At 66.8% G+C, this 15,880-nt stretch carries 17 protein-coding genes; 3 read left to right on the top strand and 14 right to left on the bottom strand.

Annotation, left to right across the window (positions count from 1 at the left end):
• The first annotated feature begins 286 nt into the window (after positions 1 to 286).
• A complete protein-coding gene (gene hpt, locus ACHMWQ_RS00750) occupies positions 287 to 832 on the top strand; it encodes a hypoxanthine phosphoribosyltransferase (protein WP_396306017.1) in 546 nt (181 codons plus the stop codon).
• A 213-nt stretch (positions 833 to 1,045) separates the two neighbouring features.
• Positions 1,046 to 1,435, top strand: a complete 390-nt coding sequence (locus ACHMWQ_RS00745; RefSeq protein WP_354553755.1) for a response regulator — start codon at positions 1,046 to 1,048, stop codon at positions 1,433 to 1,435.
• A 327-nt stretch (positions 1,436 to 1,762) separates the two neighbouring features.
• Here the strand turns inward: ACHMWQ_RS00745 and ACHMWQ_RS00740 are convergent, their stop codons facing one another.
• The 6 genes from ACHMWQ_RS00740 to argH form a co-directional block, all read right to left on the bottom strand.
• Positions 1,763 to 4,333, bottom strand: coding sequence for a TIGR02302 family protein (locus ACHMWQ_RS00740; RefSeq protein WP_396306016.1), 2,571 nt, complete (start codon positions 4,331 to 4,333; stop codon positions 1,763 to 1,765).
• Between the two features lie 144 nt (positions 4,334 to 4,477).
• The gene (locus ACHMWQ_RS00735; RefSeq protein ID WP_396306015.1) at positions 4,478 to 5,227 is read right to left on the bottom strand and encodes an SDR family NAD(P)-dependent oxidoreductase; all 750 of its coding nucleotides are present in this window, start codon (positions 5,225 to 5,227) and stop codon (positions 4,478 to 4,480) included.
• 104 nt (positions 5,228 to 5,331) lie between these two features.
• Entirely contained in the window at positions 5,332 to 5,664 is a 333-nt protein-coding gene (locus ACHMWQ_RS00730; protein ID WP_396306014.1) for an ArsR/SmtB family transcription factor, read from the bottom strand.
• 69 nt (positions 5,665 to 5,733) lie between these two features.
• Positions 5,734 to 7,005: a diaminopimelate decarboxylase gene (lysA, locus tag ACHMWQ_RS00725; protein WP_396306013.1), complete on the bottom strand. Its 1,272-nt coding sequence runs from the start codon at positions 7,003 to 7,005 to the stop codon at positions 5,734 to 5,736.
• A 184-nt stretch (positions 7,006 to 7,189) separates the two neighbouring features.
• Complete coding sequence (locus ACHMWQ_RS00720) at positions 7,190 to 7,387, bottom strand: lipoprotein (RefSeq protein WP_266331384.1); 198 nt, start codon at positions 7,385 to 7,387, stop codon at positions 7,190 to 7,192.
• A gap of 192 nt (positions 7,388 to 7,579) precedes the next feature.
• Entirely contained in the window at positions 7,580 to 8,974 is a 1,395-nt protein-coding gene (gene argH / locus ACHMWQ_RS00715) for an argininosuccinate lyase (RefSeq protein WP_396306012.1), read from the bottom strand.
• Between the two features lie 35 nt (positions 8,975 to 9,009).
• Between argH and ACHMWQ_RS00710 the strand changes: the two genes are divergently transcribed.
• Positions 9,010 to 9,672 (top strand): TlpA disulfide reductase family protein, encoded by a 663-nt coding sequence (locus tag ACHMWQ_RS00710; RefSeq protein ID WP_396306011.1) that lies wholly within the window; start codon positions 9,010 to 9,012, stop codon positions 9,670 to 9,672.
• A 221-nt stretch (positions 9,673 to 9,893) separates the two neighbouring features.
• Here ACHMWQ_RS00710 and ACHMWQ_RS00705 read toward each other — a convergent pair whose 3' ends face one another.
• The 8 genes from ACHMWQ_RS00705 to ACHMWQ_RS00670 form a co-directional block, all read right to left on the bottom strand.
• Complete coding sequence (locus tag ACHMWQ_RS00705; RefSeq protein WP_396306010.1) at positions 9,894 to 10,775, bottom strand: 3-hydroxybutyryl-CoA dehydrogenase; 882 nt, start codon at positions 10,773 to 10,775, stop codon at positions 9,894 to 9,896.
• Between the two features lie 123 nt (positions 10,776 to 10,898).
• Entirely contained in the window at positions 10,899 to 11,834 is a 936-nt protein-coding gene (locus tag ACHMWQ_RS00700; protein ID WP_396306009.1) for an electron transfer flavoprotein subunit alpha/FixB family protein, read from the bottom strand.
• 1 nt (position 11,835) lies between these two features.
• Complete coding sequence (locus tag ACHMWQ_RS00695; RefSeq protein ID WP_396306008.1) at positions 11,836 to 12,585, bottom strand: electron transfer flavoprotein subunit beta/FixA family protein; 750 nt, start codon at positions 12,583 to 12,585, stop codon at positions 11,836 to 11,838.
• 104 nt (positions 12,586 to 12,689) lie between these two features.
• Positions 12,690 to 13,409: a rhomboid family intramembrane serine protease gene (locus ACHMWQ_RS00690; RefSeq protein ID WP_266331377.1), complete on the bottom strand. Its 720-nt coding sequence runs from the start codon at positions 13,407 to 13,409 to the stop codon at positions 12,690 to 12,692.
• Between the two features lie 9 nt (positions 13,410 to 13,418).
• The gene (locus ACHMWQ_RS00685; protein ID WP_354553744.1) at positions 13,419 to 13,991 is read right to left on the bottom strand and encodes a cob(I)yrinic acid a,c-diamide adenosyltransferase; all 573 of its coding nucleotides are present in this window, start codon (positions 13,989 to 13,991) and stop codon (positions 13,419 to 13,421) included.
• A gap of 9 nt (positions 13,992 to 14,000) precedes the next feature.
• Positions 14,001 to 14,192: a twin transmembrane helix small protein gene (locus tag ACHMWQ_RS00680; RefSeq protein WP_266331375.1), complete on the bottom strand. Its 192-nt coding sequence runs from the start codon at positions 14,190 to 14,192 to the stop codon at positions 14,001 to 14,003.
• Positions 14,193 to 14,271: 79 nt separating this feature from the next.
• Positions 14,272 to 14,787, bottom strand: a complete 516-nt coding sequence (locus ACHMWQ_RS00675) for a TspO/MBR family protein (protein ID WP_396306007.1) — start codon at positions 14,785 to 14,787, stop codon at positions 14,272 to 14,274.
• A 74-nt stretch (positions 14,788 to 14,861) separates the two neighbouring features.
• On the bottom strand, positions 14,862 to 15,695 hold the full coding sequence (locus tag ACHMWQ_RS00670) for an SDR family oxidoreductase (RefSeq protein WP_396306006.1): 834 nt from the start codon (positions 15,693 to 15,695) through the stop codon (positions 14,862 to 14,864).
• Positions 15,696 to 15,880 lie beyond the last annotated feature (185 nt).

The raw sequence follows: 15,880 nt of genomic DNA, 5'->3' as shown, positions 1-15,880 counted from the left end.
ATGCGGCCCCGACGACCGCCGGGCCAAAGGCACCGGCGCCGCGATTTTATGTCGCCAGTGCCGGCCAATCCGCCACGATGCCTGCCTGGCTGCGACAAATTGCGGAGATCGCGCCCGCTTTCCGCTCCTCCGGGCTCGTTTTCGGTGACATCGGACCATTCCGCGACTAAGAGAACTGCTTTCCCGGGCCTGACCGCCCGGCCGGACGAGCGAGACGGCGCGCGAGGTTGGCAACTTCCTTCGTTCGGTGCGCCATCGCCGCTCTCGCCAACGAAGGAAAGAAGTGATGCCAGTAGTCCGCGGCCGGTCGATCCGGGTTCTCTATGACATTCCCGACATTGCCCGGCGCAACGCCGAGCTTGCCAACGAGATCGCCGCTGCCGGCTATCGTGACCTGCTGGTCATCTCGATCCTGAAGGGCAGCTTCGTCTTCGCCGCCGACCTGATCCGCGCCCTGCACGGCGCCGGCATGGCGCCGGAGGTCGAGTTCATCTCGCTGTCGAGCTATGGCACCGGCACGACCTCGGCCGGCACGGTCCGCGTCGTCAAGGACATCGAAAGCGAGGTCGCCGGCCGCGACGTGCTGCTGATCGACGACATCCTCGAATCCGGCCGCACGCTCGATTTCGCCCGCAAGCTGATGCAGGAGCGCGGCGCCGCCCGGGTCGGCATCGCCGTGCTGCTCGACAAGCCGGGCAAGCGCGCCACCGACATCACCGCCGACCATGTCGGCTTCTATTGCCCCGACCTGTTCGTCGTCGGCTACGGCATGGACGTGGCGCACGCTTTTCGCGAGCTGCCCTTCGTCGGCGTCGTGGAAGACGCCGAATAGAGCGGTCTCGTCGCGCGAAGGCGATTCCCCGGATTGCAGGAATTTCGGACAGGCGCGTCGGACCCCGGCGCGCCTGTCCCGTTTTGATTTGCCACTTCGCGCGCCGAGGTCACGATCTGTTTAGAGGAATGGGCGATGATCCGGGTCTGATTGTTTGACGGATGATCCCAAGGGCCGGTTTCGCCCCGGGATCATGCTCTGGGAACGGACCTGATGGCGCGCATTCTGGTGACCGAAGACGATGACGCGGTGCGGATGTTCGTATCGCGCGCGCTGATGATGGACGGCCATGACGTGCTGACGGCCGAAGACGGCGAGGACGCCCTCGATGTGCTGATCCGCGAAAAGGGCGCGTTCGACCTGCTGCTCACCGACATCAAGATGCCGATCATGGACGGCATCGCTCTGACCCATGCGGCGGCGTCGCAGTATCGCGACCTGACCATCCTGCTGATGACCGGCTTCGCCGACCAGCGCGAGCGGGCCGATGGCCTCGCCGAGCTGATCTTCGACGTGGTGACCAAGCCGTTCTCGCTGGCCGAGATCCGCCACATCGTCAAATGTGCGCTGAATTCCAACAATCTGCGTTCCGCGGTGGCGTGAGGGAAGACCCTCACCCTAGCCCTCTCCCGCGAGCGGGAGAGGGGACGCTTACCTTCACCGAGCTCTATCGAACCACGCGAATTGTTTCCCACGCGCTAGCCAAAAGCCCTCGCCCGCTTGCGGGAGAGGGTGGGGTGAGGGGCTTGCTTGAGCCATCCCTCGGGCGTCATCCCGGACGTCGCGAAGCGGAGATCCGGGATCTTCGCAGCCGGGTTCTCGGGAGCGTTGTGCGGCCATCGCCCCGGCTGGATGGATCCCGGGTCAAAGCCCGGGATGACGGCGAGGGTCTGGACGGGTAGCTGGCGAGCCGAGATCCGAAGAACCGCCTCAATATTTCTGCAGCAGCCGTTCTAGATAGTCTCGTTCGATCAGCGGGCGCGAGGGATCGCCGAGGCGCTTGCGGATCATGTCGAGGATCTCGCGGGCGCGCTGGGCGTCGATCGCGTCGGGCACCTTGACCGTCGAGCCCAGATCCGTGCCGCGACCCTGCTGCTGGCGGCCGAGCGGGTCCTGGCCGGGCATCGGCCCGCCCTGGCGGGTTCCGGTGCCGTTGCCGTTCTGGCGGGCCATCTGGTCGGCGAGGCTGCGCGCGCCGTCCCGCAGCGCCTGCAGGGCCTGTCCCTGCGGGCCGACGGCTTGGCCTGGCGCGCCTTCGCCGAGCTGCTCGGCGGCGTCGCCCATCGAGCGGTCCGCCTGGCCGAGCTTGCCGTCCGGCTGCATGCCCTGTTGCTTCATCGTCTGCTGCAGGTCGCGCAGCATCTTCTGCAGGTTCTGCTGGCCTTCGCGGAGTTCCTGGAGCGCCTTCTGGCGCTCTTCCGGCGTCATCGGCTGCGCATCGGCGCCGCTGCCATCGGTGTCGGGATCCATCTTGAAGGTCTTGTCCATCAGCTGCTGCTGGCGCTGGATCATCTCGCCGAGCTTGTCGAGGGCCTGGTTCATCTCGCCGTTCTGGCCGTCCTGGCCCTGCTGCGAACGGCTCGCCTCGAGATTCTCCATCATCTGCTGCAACTGGCTCAGCATCTGCTGCGCCGCGTCGCGCGAACCGGTCTTGGCCAGGTTCTCGATCTGATCCATCATCTTCTTCAGATCTTCCGGCCGCAGCACCTGGGCGTTCGGATCCATCGGCTGCCGGTTGGCGGATTGCGGGTTGCGCGCCGCCTCCTGCGCCAGCGCTTCCAGATATTTGTCCATCGCCTCGCGCAGGTCCTGCATCGCCTTTTCAAGCTCGGCGTCGGAGGCGTTGCTCTCGATCGCCTTGCGCAGGGCTTCCTGCGCGGCGCGCAGGTCCTGGGCGGCCAGCGACAGGTCGCCATCCTCGATGCCGAGCGCGATCTGCCAGAGGAAATCCACGGTCTCGACCAGTTGGGCGTCGCTGCGCGCGCCGGTCAGGCGGTGGTAGGCGGCCCGCAGCGCCAGATAGGAGCCGTTGGTCTTGAATTTGGCCGGGTCGAGGGTGATGGCGTCGAGCGCCATGGCGACACGCGGCGCCGTGCGGGCATTGAGCGCCAGCACGCGGCGCTGCTCGACCACGGCGCGGGCGATCGGATTGTGGAAGCTGCGCATCGGCAGGGTGAATTCGGTGACCGCGCTGGTGCCGGTCTGCCCGGCTTCGTCCGTCGCCGTCAGCCGCATCTTGACCTTGGCGCCGGCCCAGGGGTGGGCCGAGAGGTCGCGGATCGTCTCGCCGGTGCCCTCGCGCATCCGCAGGCGCGGCAGGTTGAGCGGCAGCTCGGGCGCGGCGACCAGCGGGCGGGCGCCGCTTTCCGCAGGCGCCTCCAGGGCGCTGATCGTGGCGGCGGCGGACAGCACGCCGTAATCGTCCTTCAGCGAATAGGCGAGCGAAAGCGCGCCGCTTTGGGTGGCGGAAGGTTCGCGCGTCAATTCGATGCTGGGTGGCGCGTCCGGCGTGACGGCGAAGGACCAGGCGAGCAGGGGGCGTCCGCCTCGCTCGACGCGGAGCGCGCTGTCGCCGGCAAGCGTCAGCTTGTGCTCGGTCGACGGCGTGGCGTCGCTCGCCGTGCCGCTGGTGGCCGTGGCGTTGGTGGCCTTGGCGGCCACCGCCGCGTCGAAGGCGAGGGCCTGGCCCGCCGCGGTCGCCGCCTCGGCCGCGAGATCCGGCTCCGTCGGCATCCTGAGGGTCACGACCGAGCCCTGCGGCACCTTGACCGGTACATTGGGGTCCAGGCTTCCGGGCCGGGCGCCATCGCCGGTCAGGAAGATCGGCGGGCGGCTGGTATAGGCGGGTGGGGTCACCCAGGCGTCGATGCGCGGCGGCGCTTCGACCGCCGAGGCGCCGGGCCGGATGGCGTCGGCGATGCGGTCGAGACGGTCCGGACCCGCCATCAGGAAGGCGACGAGCAGCACCAGCGGCAGCAGGAAGCGCAGCGCATAGGGATCGCGCGCATTCATGCCCGGCGAGGGGAAGCCGGTGCGGAGATGATCGAGCTTTTCCAGCAGGCGCAGGCGATGGGCGCGCCAGAGCGATTGCGTCAGCGGATCGTGGGTCGGCTGCGACAGCCGGTCGCCAAAGGCGGTGGCCGGGCGATGCTCCATCGCGCTTTCGCGCGCGACGCGGGCCAGCGCCTCGTCCTGGGTCGGCAGCGGCATCCGCGCCAGGCGCAGGATGAGCACGACATAGCCGACCCCGAACAGCGCCAGCGCGCCATAACGCAGCGGATCGGCGAGGCGCGGCCAGACGCCGAGCCAGGAAAGGGCAAGGAAGAGCGCGAAAAGGCAGAGGATCGGCACGAGCCGGGGCCAGGCGGCTTCCCAGATCAGCACCAGCCTCGCCCGGCCGACCGCGGTCGCGATCCGCTGATGCGCGGCGGATTCCAGCGAAGCCGGAAGATCCGGTGCCGTTCGCTTGCTGTCCGCAGTGCCGCCCGCGGGCTCGGTCATTGCCGCTCCGTCTTGTCCGTCATGCCCGCCGCCCCGGCCAGTGTAGCAACTGAAGTTGGGACGAGCGACCCCTAAGGCAAGGTTTGAAGCGGCATTGCGGCGCGCTCGCGACCAGAACCGCGAGCGCGCCGATGTCTTTTTCGGCTAGCGCATGCCGCCGGAGGCGAGCAGCAGTTCGCCGGTCAGCCAGCCCGACTCCGGCGAAGCCAGGAAGACCGCGATCGTGCCGATATCCGAGGGCTGGCCGATCCGCCCGAGCGGGGTCTGCGCCACGAGCTGCTTCTCCATGTCGCCGCCGACAATGCCGGCCGTATGCGTGCCTTCGGTTTCGACGCCGCCCGGATTGATCGAGTTCACGCGGATGTTCTGGCCCGCCAGTTCCTTGGAAAGCACATGCGTGATGGCGTCGACCGCGCTCTTGGTGGCGGTGTAGATCGACGAGTTGGGCAGGGCGATCTGGCTGATGGTGGAGCCGATGTTGATGACGCTGCCACCCTCGGCGCCGAAATGCTTCACGCCTTCCTGGGTCGTCAACAGGAGCCCGAGCACATTGGTGTTGAACTGCCGATGGAACTCGTCCTCGGTGATGTCTTCGAGCGCCCCGAACTGGTAGACGCCGGCATTGTTCACCAGGATGTCGAGCGCGCCATAGGCCGACTTCGCCTCGGCGAACAGACGCGTGATGTCTGCGGATTTCGACACGTCGCCCTGCACCGCGACGGCCTTGCCACCCTTGCTCTCGATCTCCGCGACGACGCGGTCGGCGCCTTCCTTGCTGGAAGCGTAATTGACCACGACCGAGGCGCCGGCCGCGGCCAGTTCCTTGGCGATGCCCGCCCCGATGCCCTTCGATGCGCCCGTTACGACGGCTACCTTGCCTGTCAGTTTGCTCAACTCATTCACTGCTGTCGGTATGAGTTGATTAGACAGTTAGATAATCATCTAATTATTACAAGAGCGCCTTCGAGCGATAAATCGGCGGCATGTCGAATTCGGTGTCAGATCTGGGAGAGCTGGGCCAGGTAGGCGTCGAGCACGTCGCGCTGCAGCACCAGGCTGGCGAACTTGCCCTCGCGCACGATCTCGATCAGGCCCGCCGTTTCCAGTTCCTTCAGATGATGGGAAATGGTGGCGGCGCTGACGGCATGGTTCTGGAGGACGCAGCTGCACGTCATCGGCCCGCCGGTGGCGCCGAGGTCTTTCAGGATCTGATAGCGGCGCGGCTCGGCCAGCGCCTTCGAGATCAGCACGATCTGCCGGTCGCTGAGGCGCGGCGGCTCGCCGAGCGGGGTCAGGTCCGGATCAGGGGGAAGTGCGTCGATATTGGTCATGGCCCCAATATCGGCATTCCCCCTGGCCTTGGCAATCGCCGGGGCCCCAAGGGGCCGGGCGAGGGCGCGCTACTTGTCCAGCCAGGGCGGCAGCTTGTCCATGCCGATCAGGTCTTCATAGGTCTGGCGCGGGCGGATGACGGCGAATTCGCGGCCGTTGACCAACACTTCGGCGGCGAGCGGGCGGGTGTTGTAGCTCGACCCCTGCACCGCGCCATAGGCGCCGGCCGTCATCACGGCGATCAGGTCGCCGGGTTCGACGGCCGCCATGGTGCGGTCGAGCGCCAGGAAATCGCCCGTCTCGCACACGCCGCCGACGACATCGGCGAAGATCTCGCGCGCGCCGGGCTTGGGTTCCGCGACCGGCTGCACGTCGTGATGCGCCTCATAGAGCGTCGGGCGGATCAGGTCGTTCATGCCGGCGTCGACGATGACGAAGGTCTTCGCCGCGCCTTCCTTCACATAGACGACTTCCGAAACCAGGATGCCGGCATTGCCGACGATCATCCGGCCCGGCTCGAACAGGATCCTGCCGCCGAGATTGCCGAGGCGCTTGCGCACGATCGCGGCGTAGACGGTCGGATCCGGCGGTGCCTCTTCGCCGAGGTGATAGGGGATGCCGAGGCCGCCACCGCCATCGACGTGGTCGATGACGTGGCCGTCGGCGCGCAGGTCGCGCACCAGGTCGGCCAGCAGCCCATAGGCCTCGTCATAGGGCCCCATGTCGGTGATCTGGCTGCCGATATGCATGTCGACGCCGGCGACCTTGATGCCCGGCAGCGTCGCGGCGCGGGCATAGACCTCGCGGGCGCGGACATAGGGAATGCCGAACTTGTTCTCGGCCTTGCCGGTGGTGATCTTGGCGTGCGTCTTGGCGTCGACGTCGGGATTGATGCGCAGCGAGATGGTCGCGGTCGCGCCCTTGGCGGTGGCGATCTCGGAGATCCGCTCCAGCTCCGGCTCGGACTCGACGTTGAAGCAGAGAATGCCGGTATCGAGCGCCAGCGCGATCTCGCGCGCCGTCTTGGCGACGCCGGAGAAGACGATCTTTTCCGGCGGGCAGCCGGCGGCCAGCGCCCGGCGCAGCTCGCCTTCCGAGACGACGTCCATGCCCGCGCCTTCGGCGACCAGCGTCTTCAGGACAGCCTGGTTGGAGTTCGCCTTCATGGCGTAGCAGATCAGCGTGTCCATCCCCGCCAGCGCGTCGCGGAAAACGCGGAAATGGCGCACGAGGGTGGCGGTCGAATAGCAGTAGAACGGCGTGCCGACGGCGGCGGCGATATCGGCGATCGCCACGTCTTCGGCGTAGAGCGCGCCGTCGCGATATTCGAAATGGTTCATGGCAGGGTCAATCGTCGTAAGGGGGGCGCGGTCTTCACCTCTCCCTGAGGGAGAGGTCGATGGCGTAGCCGGCGGGTAAGGGGTTAGGGAACCATCCGGAAAGGGCGTAAACCCTCACCCGGACCTTCGGTCCGACCTCTCCCTCAGGGAGAGGTGAAAGGCCCCTCGACCTCGCCGGGCAGGCTCAGAGCAGCTTGTCGATAAACAGCGACCGGTCGGGCTTGGCCGGTTTCGAGACGTCGACCTTCTTGCCGTCCGGGCCGGTCTGCTGGGCGGAGAGCGCCTGCGGACCGCCGGGCGGCGGCTCGGGAGCACCCTTCACGCCGCAACCGGCAAGCGCCATGGCGGCGGACAAAAGGAGGATTCGGGCAGCAAGGGCCAAGGCGGCTTCTCCTGAAGGGCTTGTCGATCCGGCGGCGCATCTTATCCGATCGCGCCGCCCCGTCATTGCCAATGTTCGGCGGATTTCGCCGGTCTTGTCTAGGGCCTTTCCCCGCAATGGCGAAAGGTCCCAGCGCCTTGGCGGCTCGCGTCTTCTCGTCGCGAACCGGTCGCCGCTTCGCTCGAAAACGCTCTAGGCCTTCGCCTCGCGCGCCAACGCCCGCTGCCAGCGCTTGGCCTGGGAGCGGACATTCTTCGGCGAGGTGCCGCCATAGCTGGTGCGGCTGCGCACCGACTTGTCGACCGTCAGCACCGAATAGACCGCCTCGGTGATGGCCGGATGCACCGCCTGCATCTCGTCCAGCGTCACCTTAGTAAGCTCGACGCCGCGCTCGGAGGCGATCGCCACGATGCGGCCGGTGACGTGGTGGGCGTCGCGGAACGGCATGTTGAGTTCGCGCACCAGCCAGTCGGCGAGGTCGGTCGCGGTCGCGAAGCCGGAGCCCGCCGCCTTCTTCAGGGTGGCGGCTTCCGGCTCCATGTCGAGCACCATGCCGGTGGTGGCGGCGATCGCCAGTTCCAGGCTCTCGAAGGCGTCGAAGGCCTGTTCCTTGTCTTCCTGCATATCCTTCTGATAGGCGAGCGGAAGACCCTTCATGACGATCTGCAGCGCCGTCTGGGCGCCGATGATGCGGCCCGTCTTGGCGCGCACCAGTTCGGCGGCGTCCGGGTTGCGCTTCTGCGGCATGATCGACGAGCCCGTGGTGAACTTGTCGGAAAGCTTGATGAAGCGGAACTGCGCCGACGACCAGATGACGATCTCTTCGGCGAAGCGCGACAGATGGATGGCGCAGAGGCTCGCCGCCGCCAGCGCTTCGATCACGAAGTCGCGGTCGGAGACGCTGTCGAGCGAATTCGCCGTCGGCCGGTCGAAGCCGAGCGACGCCGAGGTCTGGAAGCGGTCGATCGGGAACGAGGTGCCGGCGAGCGCCGCGGCGCCGAGCGGGTTCTCGTTCAGACGCCTGCGCGCATCCTGGAAGCGGCCCCGGTCGCGGCCGATCATCTCGACATAGGCCAGCATGTGGTGGCCGAAGGTCACCGGCTGGGCGCTCTGGAGATGGGTGAACCCCGGCATCACCTGGCCGGCATGCTCGAACGCCTTGTCGGCGAGCGCGCTCTGCAAGTTGCGCAGCGCCAGGTCGACGGCGTCGATGGTGTCGCGGACCCAGAGCTTGAAATCGGTCGCCACCTGGTCGTTGCGCGAGCGGGCGGTGTGCAGCCGCCCGGCCGCGTCGCCGATCAGTTCCTTCAGGCGCGATTCGATGTTGAGGTGGATGTCCTCGAGCGCACGCGAAAACTTGAACTCGCCCGCTTCGATTTCGCGCAGGATGGCGTCTAGACCTGCCGCGATCTTTTCGGCATCGTCCGCCGCGATAATTCCCTGGCGGGCGAGCATGGCGGCATGCGCCTTCGAGCCGGCAATGTCCTGACGGTAGAGCTTCTGGTCGAAACCAATCGACGCGTTGATCTCTTCCATGATGGCGGCCGGGCCTTCGGAGAAGCGGCCACCCCACATCGAATTGCTCATATACCCTCTCTCGGAGGCCTTGGAGGCAGGACGGAATGAATGAGACGCGCGGGATATCGCGACGCTGGCCGATACTCGGCCTGGCCGCGATCGCAGGCATCGCAGTCGGAGTTGCGGCGGTATACGTGACCGAGACGGGGAAAGGCAACGGGGCTGATGCGCTTGCCGGCGTCGACTGCGCGCCGTCGATCGAGGCGGCCGGCCTGCTGGCCCCGCTCGCGAAGGGCGATGTCGCCGCGTTCCGCGTCGCCACCGAGCCCGCGCGGCTGTCCGAACTCTCCTTCCTGACCGCGAATGGCGACAAGAAGAGCATCGCCGATTTCAAGGGGCAGACGGTCCTGCTGAACCTCTGGGCGACCTGGTGCGCGCCGTGCCGGCAGGAAATGCCGGCGCTCGACCGCCTCGACGCCGCGCATGAGGGCAAGGACTTTTCCGTCGTCGCCGTCTCGATCGACACGCAGGACCCGGCCAAGCCGAAGAAGTTCCTGGAGGAGATCGGCGTCAAGTCGCTCGCCTTTTACGGCGACCCGACCACCGGCATCTTCACCGGCCTGAAGGGCAAGGGCATGGCCGTCGGCCTGCCGACGACGGTGCTGATCGACGGCGAGGGCTGCGCGCTCGGCGTGATGTCCGGCCCGGCCGAGTGGGATTCGGAAGACGCCAAGGCGCTGATCGGCGCGGCGAGCGGCGCTGTGTGACCAAGGGGCTTTGCTTCTTTGGCCGGGGTCGTGCCCGACCATTGGGTTGGAATCTCACTTCTCACCTCTCCCTGAGGGAGAGGTCGGCTCGAAGAGCCGGGTGAGGGTTTAGGGAACTATCCGGGTGAGCCGTAAACCCTCACCCGCCGGCCTTTGGCCGTCGACCTCTCCCTCAGGGAGAGGTGAAGAAGGCGCCATGCTTCAAGGCACGTGTTCTCGCCCTAGCGCGTGGGGACCGGGTGCTCGCCGCGGTAGTCGTAGAAGCCGCGATTGGTCTTGCGGCCCAGCCAGCCGGCCTCGACATATTTCACCAGCAGCGGGCAGGGGCGGTACTTCGAATCCGCCAGCCCCTCATACAGCACCTGCATGATCGACAGGCAGGTGTCGAGGCCGATGAAATCGGCGAGCTGCAGCGGTCCCATCGGGTGGTTGGCGCCGAGCTTCATCGCGGTGTCGATGGCGTCGACCGAACCGACGCCTTCATAGAGGACGTAGATCGCCTCGTTGATCATCGGCAGCAGGATGCGGTTGACGATGAAGCCCGGGAAATCCTCCGAGACCGTCGAGGTCTTGCCGAGCTTGGCGACATAGCCCTTGGCCGCCTCGAAGGTCTCGTCGCCGGTGGCGATGCCGCGAATCAGCTCGACCAGCTGCATCACGGGAACCGGGTTCATGAAATGGATGCCAATGAAGCGCTCGGGCCGGTCGCTCGCCGAGGCGAGGCGGGTGATCGAGATCGAGGAGGTGTTGGTGGCCAGCATTGCCTCGGGCTTCAGCGCCGGGCAGACGCCGGCGAAGATCTTGCGCTTGACCGACTCGTCCTCGGTCGCCGCCTCGATGACGAGGTCGCAATCGCCGAGATCGTCGACGCCGAAGGCCGGCTTGACTCGGGCGAGCGCCGCCTTGCGGTCTTCCTCGGTGATGCGGCCCGAATGGACCTGGCGCGAGAGATTGCCGTCGATGGTGGCAAGACCCTTGCGGACGCGCTCCTCGGCGAGGTCGTGGATGAAGACCTCGTAGCCGGCAAGCGCGCTCACATGGGCGATACCATTGCCCATCTGACCGGCTCCGATGACGCCGATCGTCTTAATCGCGGTGCTCATGCCCCAAGGGCTCCTTTGTCTTCCAGAATCCGAAATCTTGCTCGAAAAAGTTCGGCCGTGCTCGATGACCGGAGGTCAGTCGAAGCACGGCCGTCGAGATTGTCAACCGGCGTTGGTAAAGGCTTAGTTCGCGAGCGCCTTGGTGAGGGCCGGAACCACCGTGAAGAGATCGTCGACGAGGCCGTAATCGGCGACCTGGAAGATCGGCGCGTCGCCGTCCTTGTTGATCGCGACGATGACCTTGGCGTCCTTCATGCCGGCCAGATGCTGGATCGCGCCGGAAATGCCGACGGCGATGTAGAGATCCGGGGCGACGACCTTGCCGGTCTGGCCGACCTGCCAGTCGTTCGGGGCGTAGCCGGCGTCGACCGCGGCGCGCGAGGCGCCGATGGCGGCCTTGAGCTGGTCGGCCAGCGGAGCGATCACTTCCTGGAACTTCTCGGCCGAGCCGAGCGCGCGGCCGCCCGAGACGATGACCTTGGCGGAGGCGAGTTCCGGCCGGTCGGAGACGGAGAGATCCGCGCCGACGAAGCTGGAAAGGCCCGTGTCGCCCGGGGCTGCGACCGTTTCGACCGGGGCGTTGCCGCCCGCAGCCGCGGCCGGGAAGGCGGCGATGCGCACGGTGATGACGCGCGTCTTGTCGCTCGACTGCACCGTCTCGATGGCGTTGCCGGCATAGATCGGACGCTCGAAGGTGTCGGGCGAAACGACCTTGGTGATTTCAGAGATCTGCATCACGTCGAGCAGGGCGGCGACGCGCGGCGCGACGTTCTTGCCGGTCGAGGTGCCCGGGACGACGATCGCGTCATACTTACCGGCCAGCGAGACGATAAGGTCGGCGAGCGGCTCGGCGCGGCGATTGGCCAGGCTCTCGCCATCGGCGAGCAGCACGCTGCGCACGCCGGCAAGCTGGGCGGCGGCGTCGGCCACGGCCTTGGCATTCTGGCCGGCGACGAGCACGTCCACCGGCTGGCCGAGCGCCAGGGCGGCGGTCAGCGTCTTGGCGGTCGCCTCGTTCAGATGCGCGTCGTCATGTTCCGCGAGGATCAGCGTTGCCATCTCAGAGTACTCCCGCCTGCTTGAGCTTCGCCACGAGTTCATCGACCGTGCCGAGCTTGACGCCGGCCGTGCGGCCCGTCGGCTCGACCGTCTTCAAAACGGTGAGGCGCGGGCTGGCGTCGACGCCGAGCGTGTCCGGGCTGGTCTCGTCGAGCGGCTTCTTCTTCGCCTTCATGATGTTGGGCAGCGAGGCGTAGCGCGGCTCGTTCAGGCGCAGATCGGTGGTGACGATCGCCGGCAGGGTGAGCCGCAGCGTCTCGAGGCCGCCATCGACTTCGCGCGTCACGTCGACCGAGCCGTCGCCGAGCACGACCTTCGAGGCGAAGGTCGCCTGCGGCCAGCCGAGCAGGGCGGCCAGCATCTGGCCGGTCTGGTTGGAATCGTCGTCGATCGCCTGCTTGCCGAGGATGACCAGGCCAGGCGCCTCATTCGCGATCACCGCCTTCAGCAGCTTGGCGACGGCCAGCGGCTCGACGCTTGCGGCATCCGTCTTGACCAGGATGGCGCGGTCGGCGCCCATGGCGAGGCCGGTGCGCAGCGTTTCCGCCGATTTGTCGGTGCCGATCGAGACGACGACGACTTCCGTCGCCTTGCCGGCTTCCTTGAGCCGAAGCGCCTCTTCGACGGCGATTTCGTCGAACGGATTCATCGACATCTTCACGTTGGCGAGGTCGACGCCGGTGCCATCCGCCTTAACGCGGATCTTGACGTTGGTGTCGACCACCCGCTTGACGGGCACGAGGATCTTCATCTCGACGATTATCCTTTCGCTGCAGCGATTTGCGGAGCGTTTGGCGCGGGACCGTACCGGCGGGTTCTCCCTGAGTCAACGCAAGCGATGCAGGCTGGAAGCGGTCAAATCACTGGGTCGACCGGCATTTCCTCGTCCACCTGCCGCGCCAGCAGCGGAACGCCGGGCCGGCGGAAGAACAGAACCAGCACCGTGCCCATCAGCAGGCCGCCGAGATGGGCCGCCCAGGAGATCTCGCCCGGCGCCCCGAAGGCGAAATTATAGACCTGCAGCAGGATCCAGAAACCGAGCACCCAGACGGTGCGGAGCCGGATCGGCACACGGAACAGCAGCAGGATCCAGATTTTTACACGGGGATGAAGGACCAGGTAGGCGGCGATCACGCCGGCGACCGATCCGGATGCGCCGATCAGCGCGATGTCCGATCCCGGCTCGACCATGACATGCGCCAGGCCGCCGCCGATCGCGCAGAGGAAATAGAACAGGATGAAGCGGATATGCCCCATCGCATCCTCGACATTATCGCCGAAGACCCAGAGGAACAGCATGTTGCCGGCGAGATGCCAGATGTCGCCATGCAGGAAGGACGAGGTGATGAAGGTCAGATATTCCGGCGCGTGGTAGAGGCCGGGCGTGCGGATATGGATGCCGGCCAGCGTCGAGGGGATCAGCCCGAAGGCCATCACGGACGCCGCTTCGGCGTCGGCATTGCCGGCGCGCTGGTAGATCAGGAAGATCAGGCAGTTCAGCACGACGAGGCCGCGCGTCACCCAGGGGAAGCGGATGTAGCGGAGCGGATTCTGGTCGTGGAACGGGACGAACATGCCCGTTCCTCAGCGGTTCTGGCCCGGCACCCACAGGACATCCGTGGCGCCGCGATCATTGACGTAACGGGAAGCGACGAACAGGAAGTCCGACAGTCGGTTGACATAGCGGATCGCGGCCGGATTGACGGCTTCGTGCGAGGCGAGGTCGACCATCACCCGCTCGGCGCGGCGCGCCACGGTGCGGGCGATATGGAGATGCGCCGCCGCCGGCGAGCCGCCGGGCAGCACGAAGGAGCGCAGCGGGCTCAGCTCGGCATTCAGCAGGTCGATCTCGGCTTCGAGCCGGTCGGTCTGCGCATCGATGATGCGCAGTGCTTCGCGCCCCGGCTTCAGGCCGGCCTCCGGCGTCGAGAGATCGGCGCCGAGATCGAAGAGATCGTTCTGGATGCGCGCCAGCATGGCATCGACAAGCGGGTCGTCGCCGACATAGAGGCGCGCGGCCCCGACCTGCGCATTGGTCTCGTCGACCGTGCCGTAGCTCTCGACGCGGAGATCGGATTTGGCGCGGCGCTCGCCCGTTACAAGCGACGTCGTGCCGTCATCGCCTGATCTCGTATAGATGCGGTTGAGCGCGACCATCGATATGCCTCAGCGGGCCGAAAAATAGAGCGCGGCCATCATGATGACGACCGCCGCGAACTGCAGCATCACCCGCATGCGCATCAGCTTCTGCGAGCGCTCCGGCGACCCGCCGCGCAGCATGTTGAACAGCCCGAGCAGCAGCACGATGGCCACGGCGGCGAGCGCGATCGGGATCAGGTAATGGAAAAAGCTGTTCATCGGCTCACGCTTCAGGAATCGGGGCGATCCGACCTTATACGCTCGATCCCTGCCGCCTCGCCATATCCGCTGCCTGCGCTCAATTGAGCCACCAGATCGCGGCATTGAGCGCGGTGGCAAAGGATACCCAAGCGAGATAGGGCACCAGCAGCCAGCTTGCGAGGCCGTCGATCCGGGAGAAAGCGCCCATGGTGGCGATGATCGCCAGCAGCAGCGCGACGATGTCGATCAGGGCGAGCCATGGCATGTGCAAGGCGAAGAAGGCGCCCGACCAGGCGACATTCAGCGCCAGCTGGACCGCGAAGGCAAGGACGGCAACCTGCAGCGCCGTGCCGCGGCCGAGGGTCCACACACGCCAGAAGGCAATCGCCATCATCGCGTAAAGCAGCGTCCAGACCGGGGCGAAGACCCAGTTTGGCGGGCTGAAGAACGGCTTCATCAGGCCGGCATACCAGGTCGGGATGCTGGGAAGTGTCAGCCACGAGCCGAGCGCCGCGGCGGCGAAGCAGATGGCGAGACTGACGACCAGCCGCACCAGCGAGCCGGGTGACAGCCAGAACTGCGGCGAACGAAATTCGGCGGAAACGGAACTCATGGCGGCGCACCCTGTATTATCTGCCCACTCTACGCGCATCGGGCGCTCCGGTTCCAGGGCGCGGTAATTCCGGCTCAGGAGTTGCGGGCGATCAGTCCATCCATCAAGCGGGCCGGCAGAAGCCGCTTCATCAGCGCCGCCGCCTTGGTCAGCACGGTCACGCGGTAGCGCAGGCGGGGACGCGGGCTCTCGAGCGCATGCAGCAGGGCGGCCGTGACCGCCTCGGGTCCGAGCTTGAAGCGCGAGGGACGGCGCGTGCCCTGCATGCGCGCGAGCTGCGACTGGTATTCTTCGCGATGCAGCGAGGCGTCGACATCGACGGTGGCGTGGAAGTTCGCCAGCGCGTTCTGGGTGAAGCGGGTGGCGATCGGGCCGGGTTCGATCAGCGCCACCTTGATGCCGGAGCCGGCAAGCTCCAGCCGCAGGCAGTCGGTCAGCCCTTCGAGCGCGAACTTCGAGCTGACATAGGCGCCGCGATACTTGCCGGCGACGAAGCCGAGGATCGACGAGCACTGGACGATGCGGCCGTGGCCCTGCGTGCGCATCACCGGCACGATCCGGCGGGTCAGGGTGTGCCAGCCGAGCACGTTGGTTTCGAACTGGCGGCGAAGCACGTCGGTGGTCAGATCCTCGATGGCCCCGACCTGGCCATAGGCGCCGTTGTTGAACAGCGCATCCAGCCTGCCGCCGGTGGTGGCGAGCACGGCGTCGGCGCAGGCATGGATCGAGGCCTCGTCGGTATAGTCGAGATAGAGCGCTTCCAGCCCGGCCTCGGCCAGGACGGCAAGGTCCTCCGGCTTGCGGGCCGTCGCGAAGACGCGCCAGCCCCTTGCCTTCAGCGTCAGGGCGGCGTCGCGGCCGATGCCGGACGACGCGCCGGTGACGAGGATCGATCGGGCGTCCGTCATGCTGTTCCTTGCTGTTCGCGGTGGTCCGCCGCTTTCGGGTGACCGGCGGACTATAGAGGGCGAGGCGGAGGAGCCAAGCGGAAGCATGGTCGCGCGCGGTGGCGGTTGACCGCTCCGGCGGAGATTTCTACTGTCGATGGATATCCCCACCGACATCGTGGTTTCCATGTCCCGCTGCGTCCTCC

The organism is Kaistia sp. UC242_56, assembly GCF_044452255.1.
Classification (GTDB): domain Bacteria; phylum Pseudomonadota; class Alphaproteobacteria; order Rhizobiales; family Kaistiaceae; genus Kaistia; species Kaistia defluvii_A.
Note: the sequence above shows the minus strand (reverse complement) of the source record. Positions and strands in the feature narration are given on the sequence as shown.

What these genes read in the sequence shown, in the direction of transcription:
- hpt (WP_396306017.1), top strand. Translation starts at nt 287, where the DNA reads ATGCCAGTAGTCCGCGGCCGGTCGATCCGGGTTCTCTATGACATTCCC.
- ACHMWQ_RS00745 (WP_354553755.1), top strand. Translation starts at nt 1,046, where the DNA reads ATGGCGCGCATTCTGGTGACCGAAGACGATGACGCGGTGCGGATGTTC.
- ACHMWQ_RS00740 (WP_396306016.1), bottom strand. Translation starts at nt 4,333, where the DNA reads ATGACCGAGCCCGCGGGCGGCACTGCGGACAGCAAGCGAACGGCACCG.
- ACHMWQ_RS00730 (WP_396306014.1), bottom strand. Translation starts at nt 5,664, where the DNA reads ATGACCAATATCGACGCACTTCCCCCTGATCCGGACCTGACCCCGCTC.
- lysA (WP_396306013.1), bottom strand. Translation starts at nt 7,005, where the DNA reads ATGAACCATTTCGAATATCGCGACGGCGCGCTCTACGCCGAAGACGTG.
- argH (WP_396306012.1), bottom strand. Translation starts at nt 8,974, where the DNA reads ATGAGCAATTCGATGTGGGGTGGCCGCTTCTCCGAAGGCCCGGCCGCC.
- ACHMWQ_RS00710 (WP_396306011.1), top strand. Translation starts at nt 9,010, where the DNA reads ATGAATGAGACGCGCGGGATATCGCGACGCTGGCCGATACTCGGCCTG.
- ACHMWQ_RS00705 (WP_396306010.1), bottom strand. Translation starts at nt 10,775, where the DNA reads ATGAGCACCGCGATTAAGACGATCGGCGTCATCGGAGCCGGTCAGATG.
- ACHMWQ_RS00700 (WP_396306009.1), bottom strand. Translation starts at nt 11,834, where the DNA reads ATGGCAACGCTGATCCTCGCGGAACATGACGACGCGCATCTGAACGAG.
- ACHMWQ_RS00695 (WP_396306008.1), bottom strand. Translation starts at nt 12,585, where the DNA reads ATGAAGATCCTCGTGCCCGTCAAGCGGGTGGTCGACACCAACGTCAAG.
- ACHMWQ_RS00690 (WP_266331377.1), bottom strand. Translation starts at nt 13,409, where the DNA reads ATGTTCGTCCCGTTCCACGACCAGAATCCGCTCCGCTACATCCGCTTC.
- ACHMWQ_RS00685 (WP_354553744.1), bottom strand. Translation starts at nt 13,991, where the DNA reads ATGGTCGCGCTCAACCGCATCTATACGAGATCAGGCGATGACGGCACG.
- ACHMWQ_RS00680 (WP_266331375.1), bottom strand. Translation starts at nt 14,192, where the DNA reads ATGAACAGCTTTTTCCATTACCTGATCCCGATCGCGCTCGCCGCCGTG.
- ACHMWQ_RS00675 (WP_396306007.1), bottom strand. Translation starts at nt 14,787, where the DNA reads ATGAGTTCCGTTTCCGCCGAATTTCGTTCGCCGCAGTTCTGGCTGTCA.
- ACHMWQ_RS00670 (WP_396306006.1), bottom strand. Translation starts at nt 15,695, where the DNA reads ATGACGGACGCCCGATCGATCCTCGTCACCGGCGCGTCGTCCGGCATC.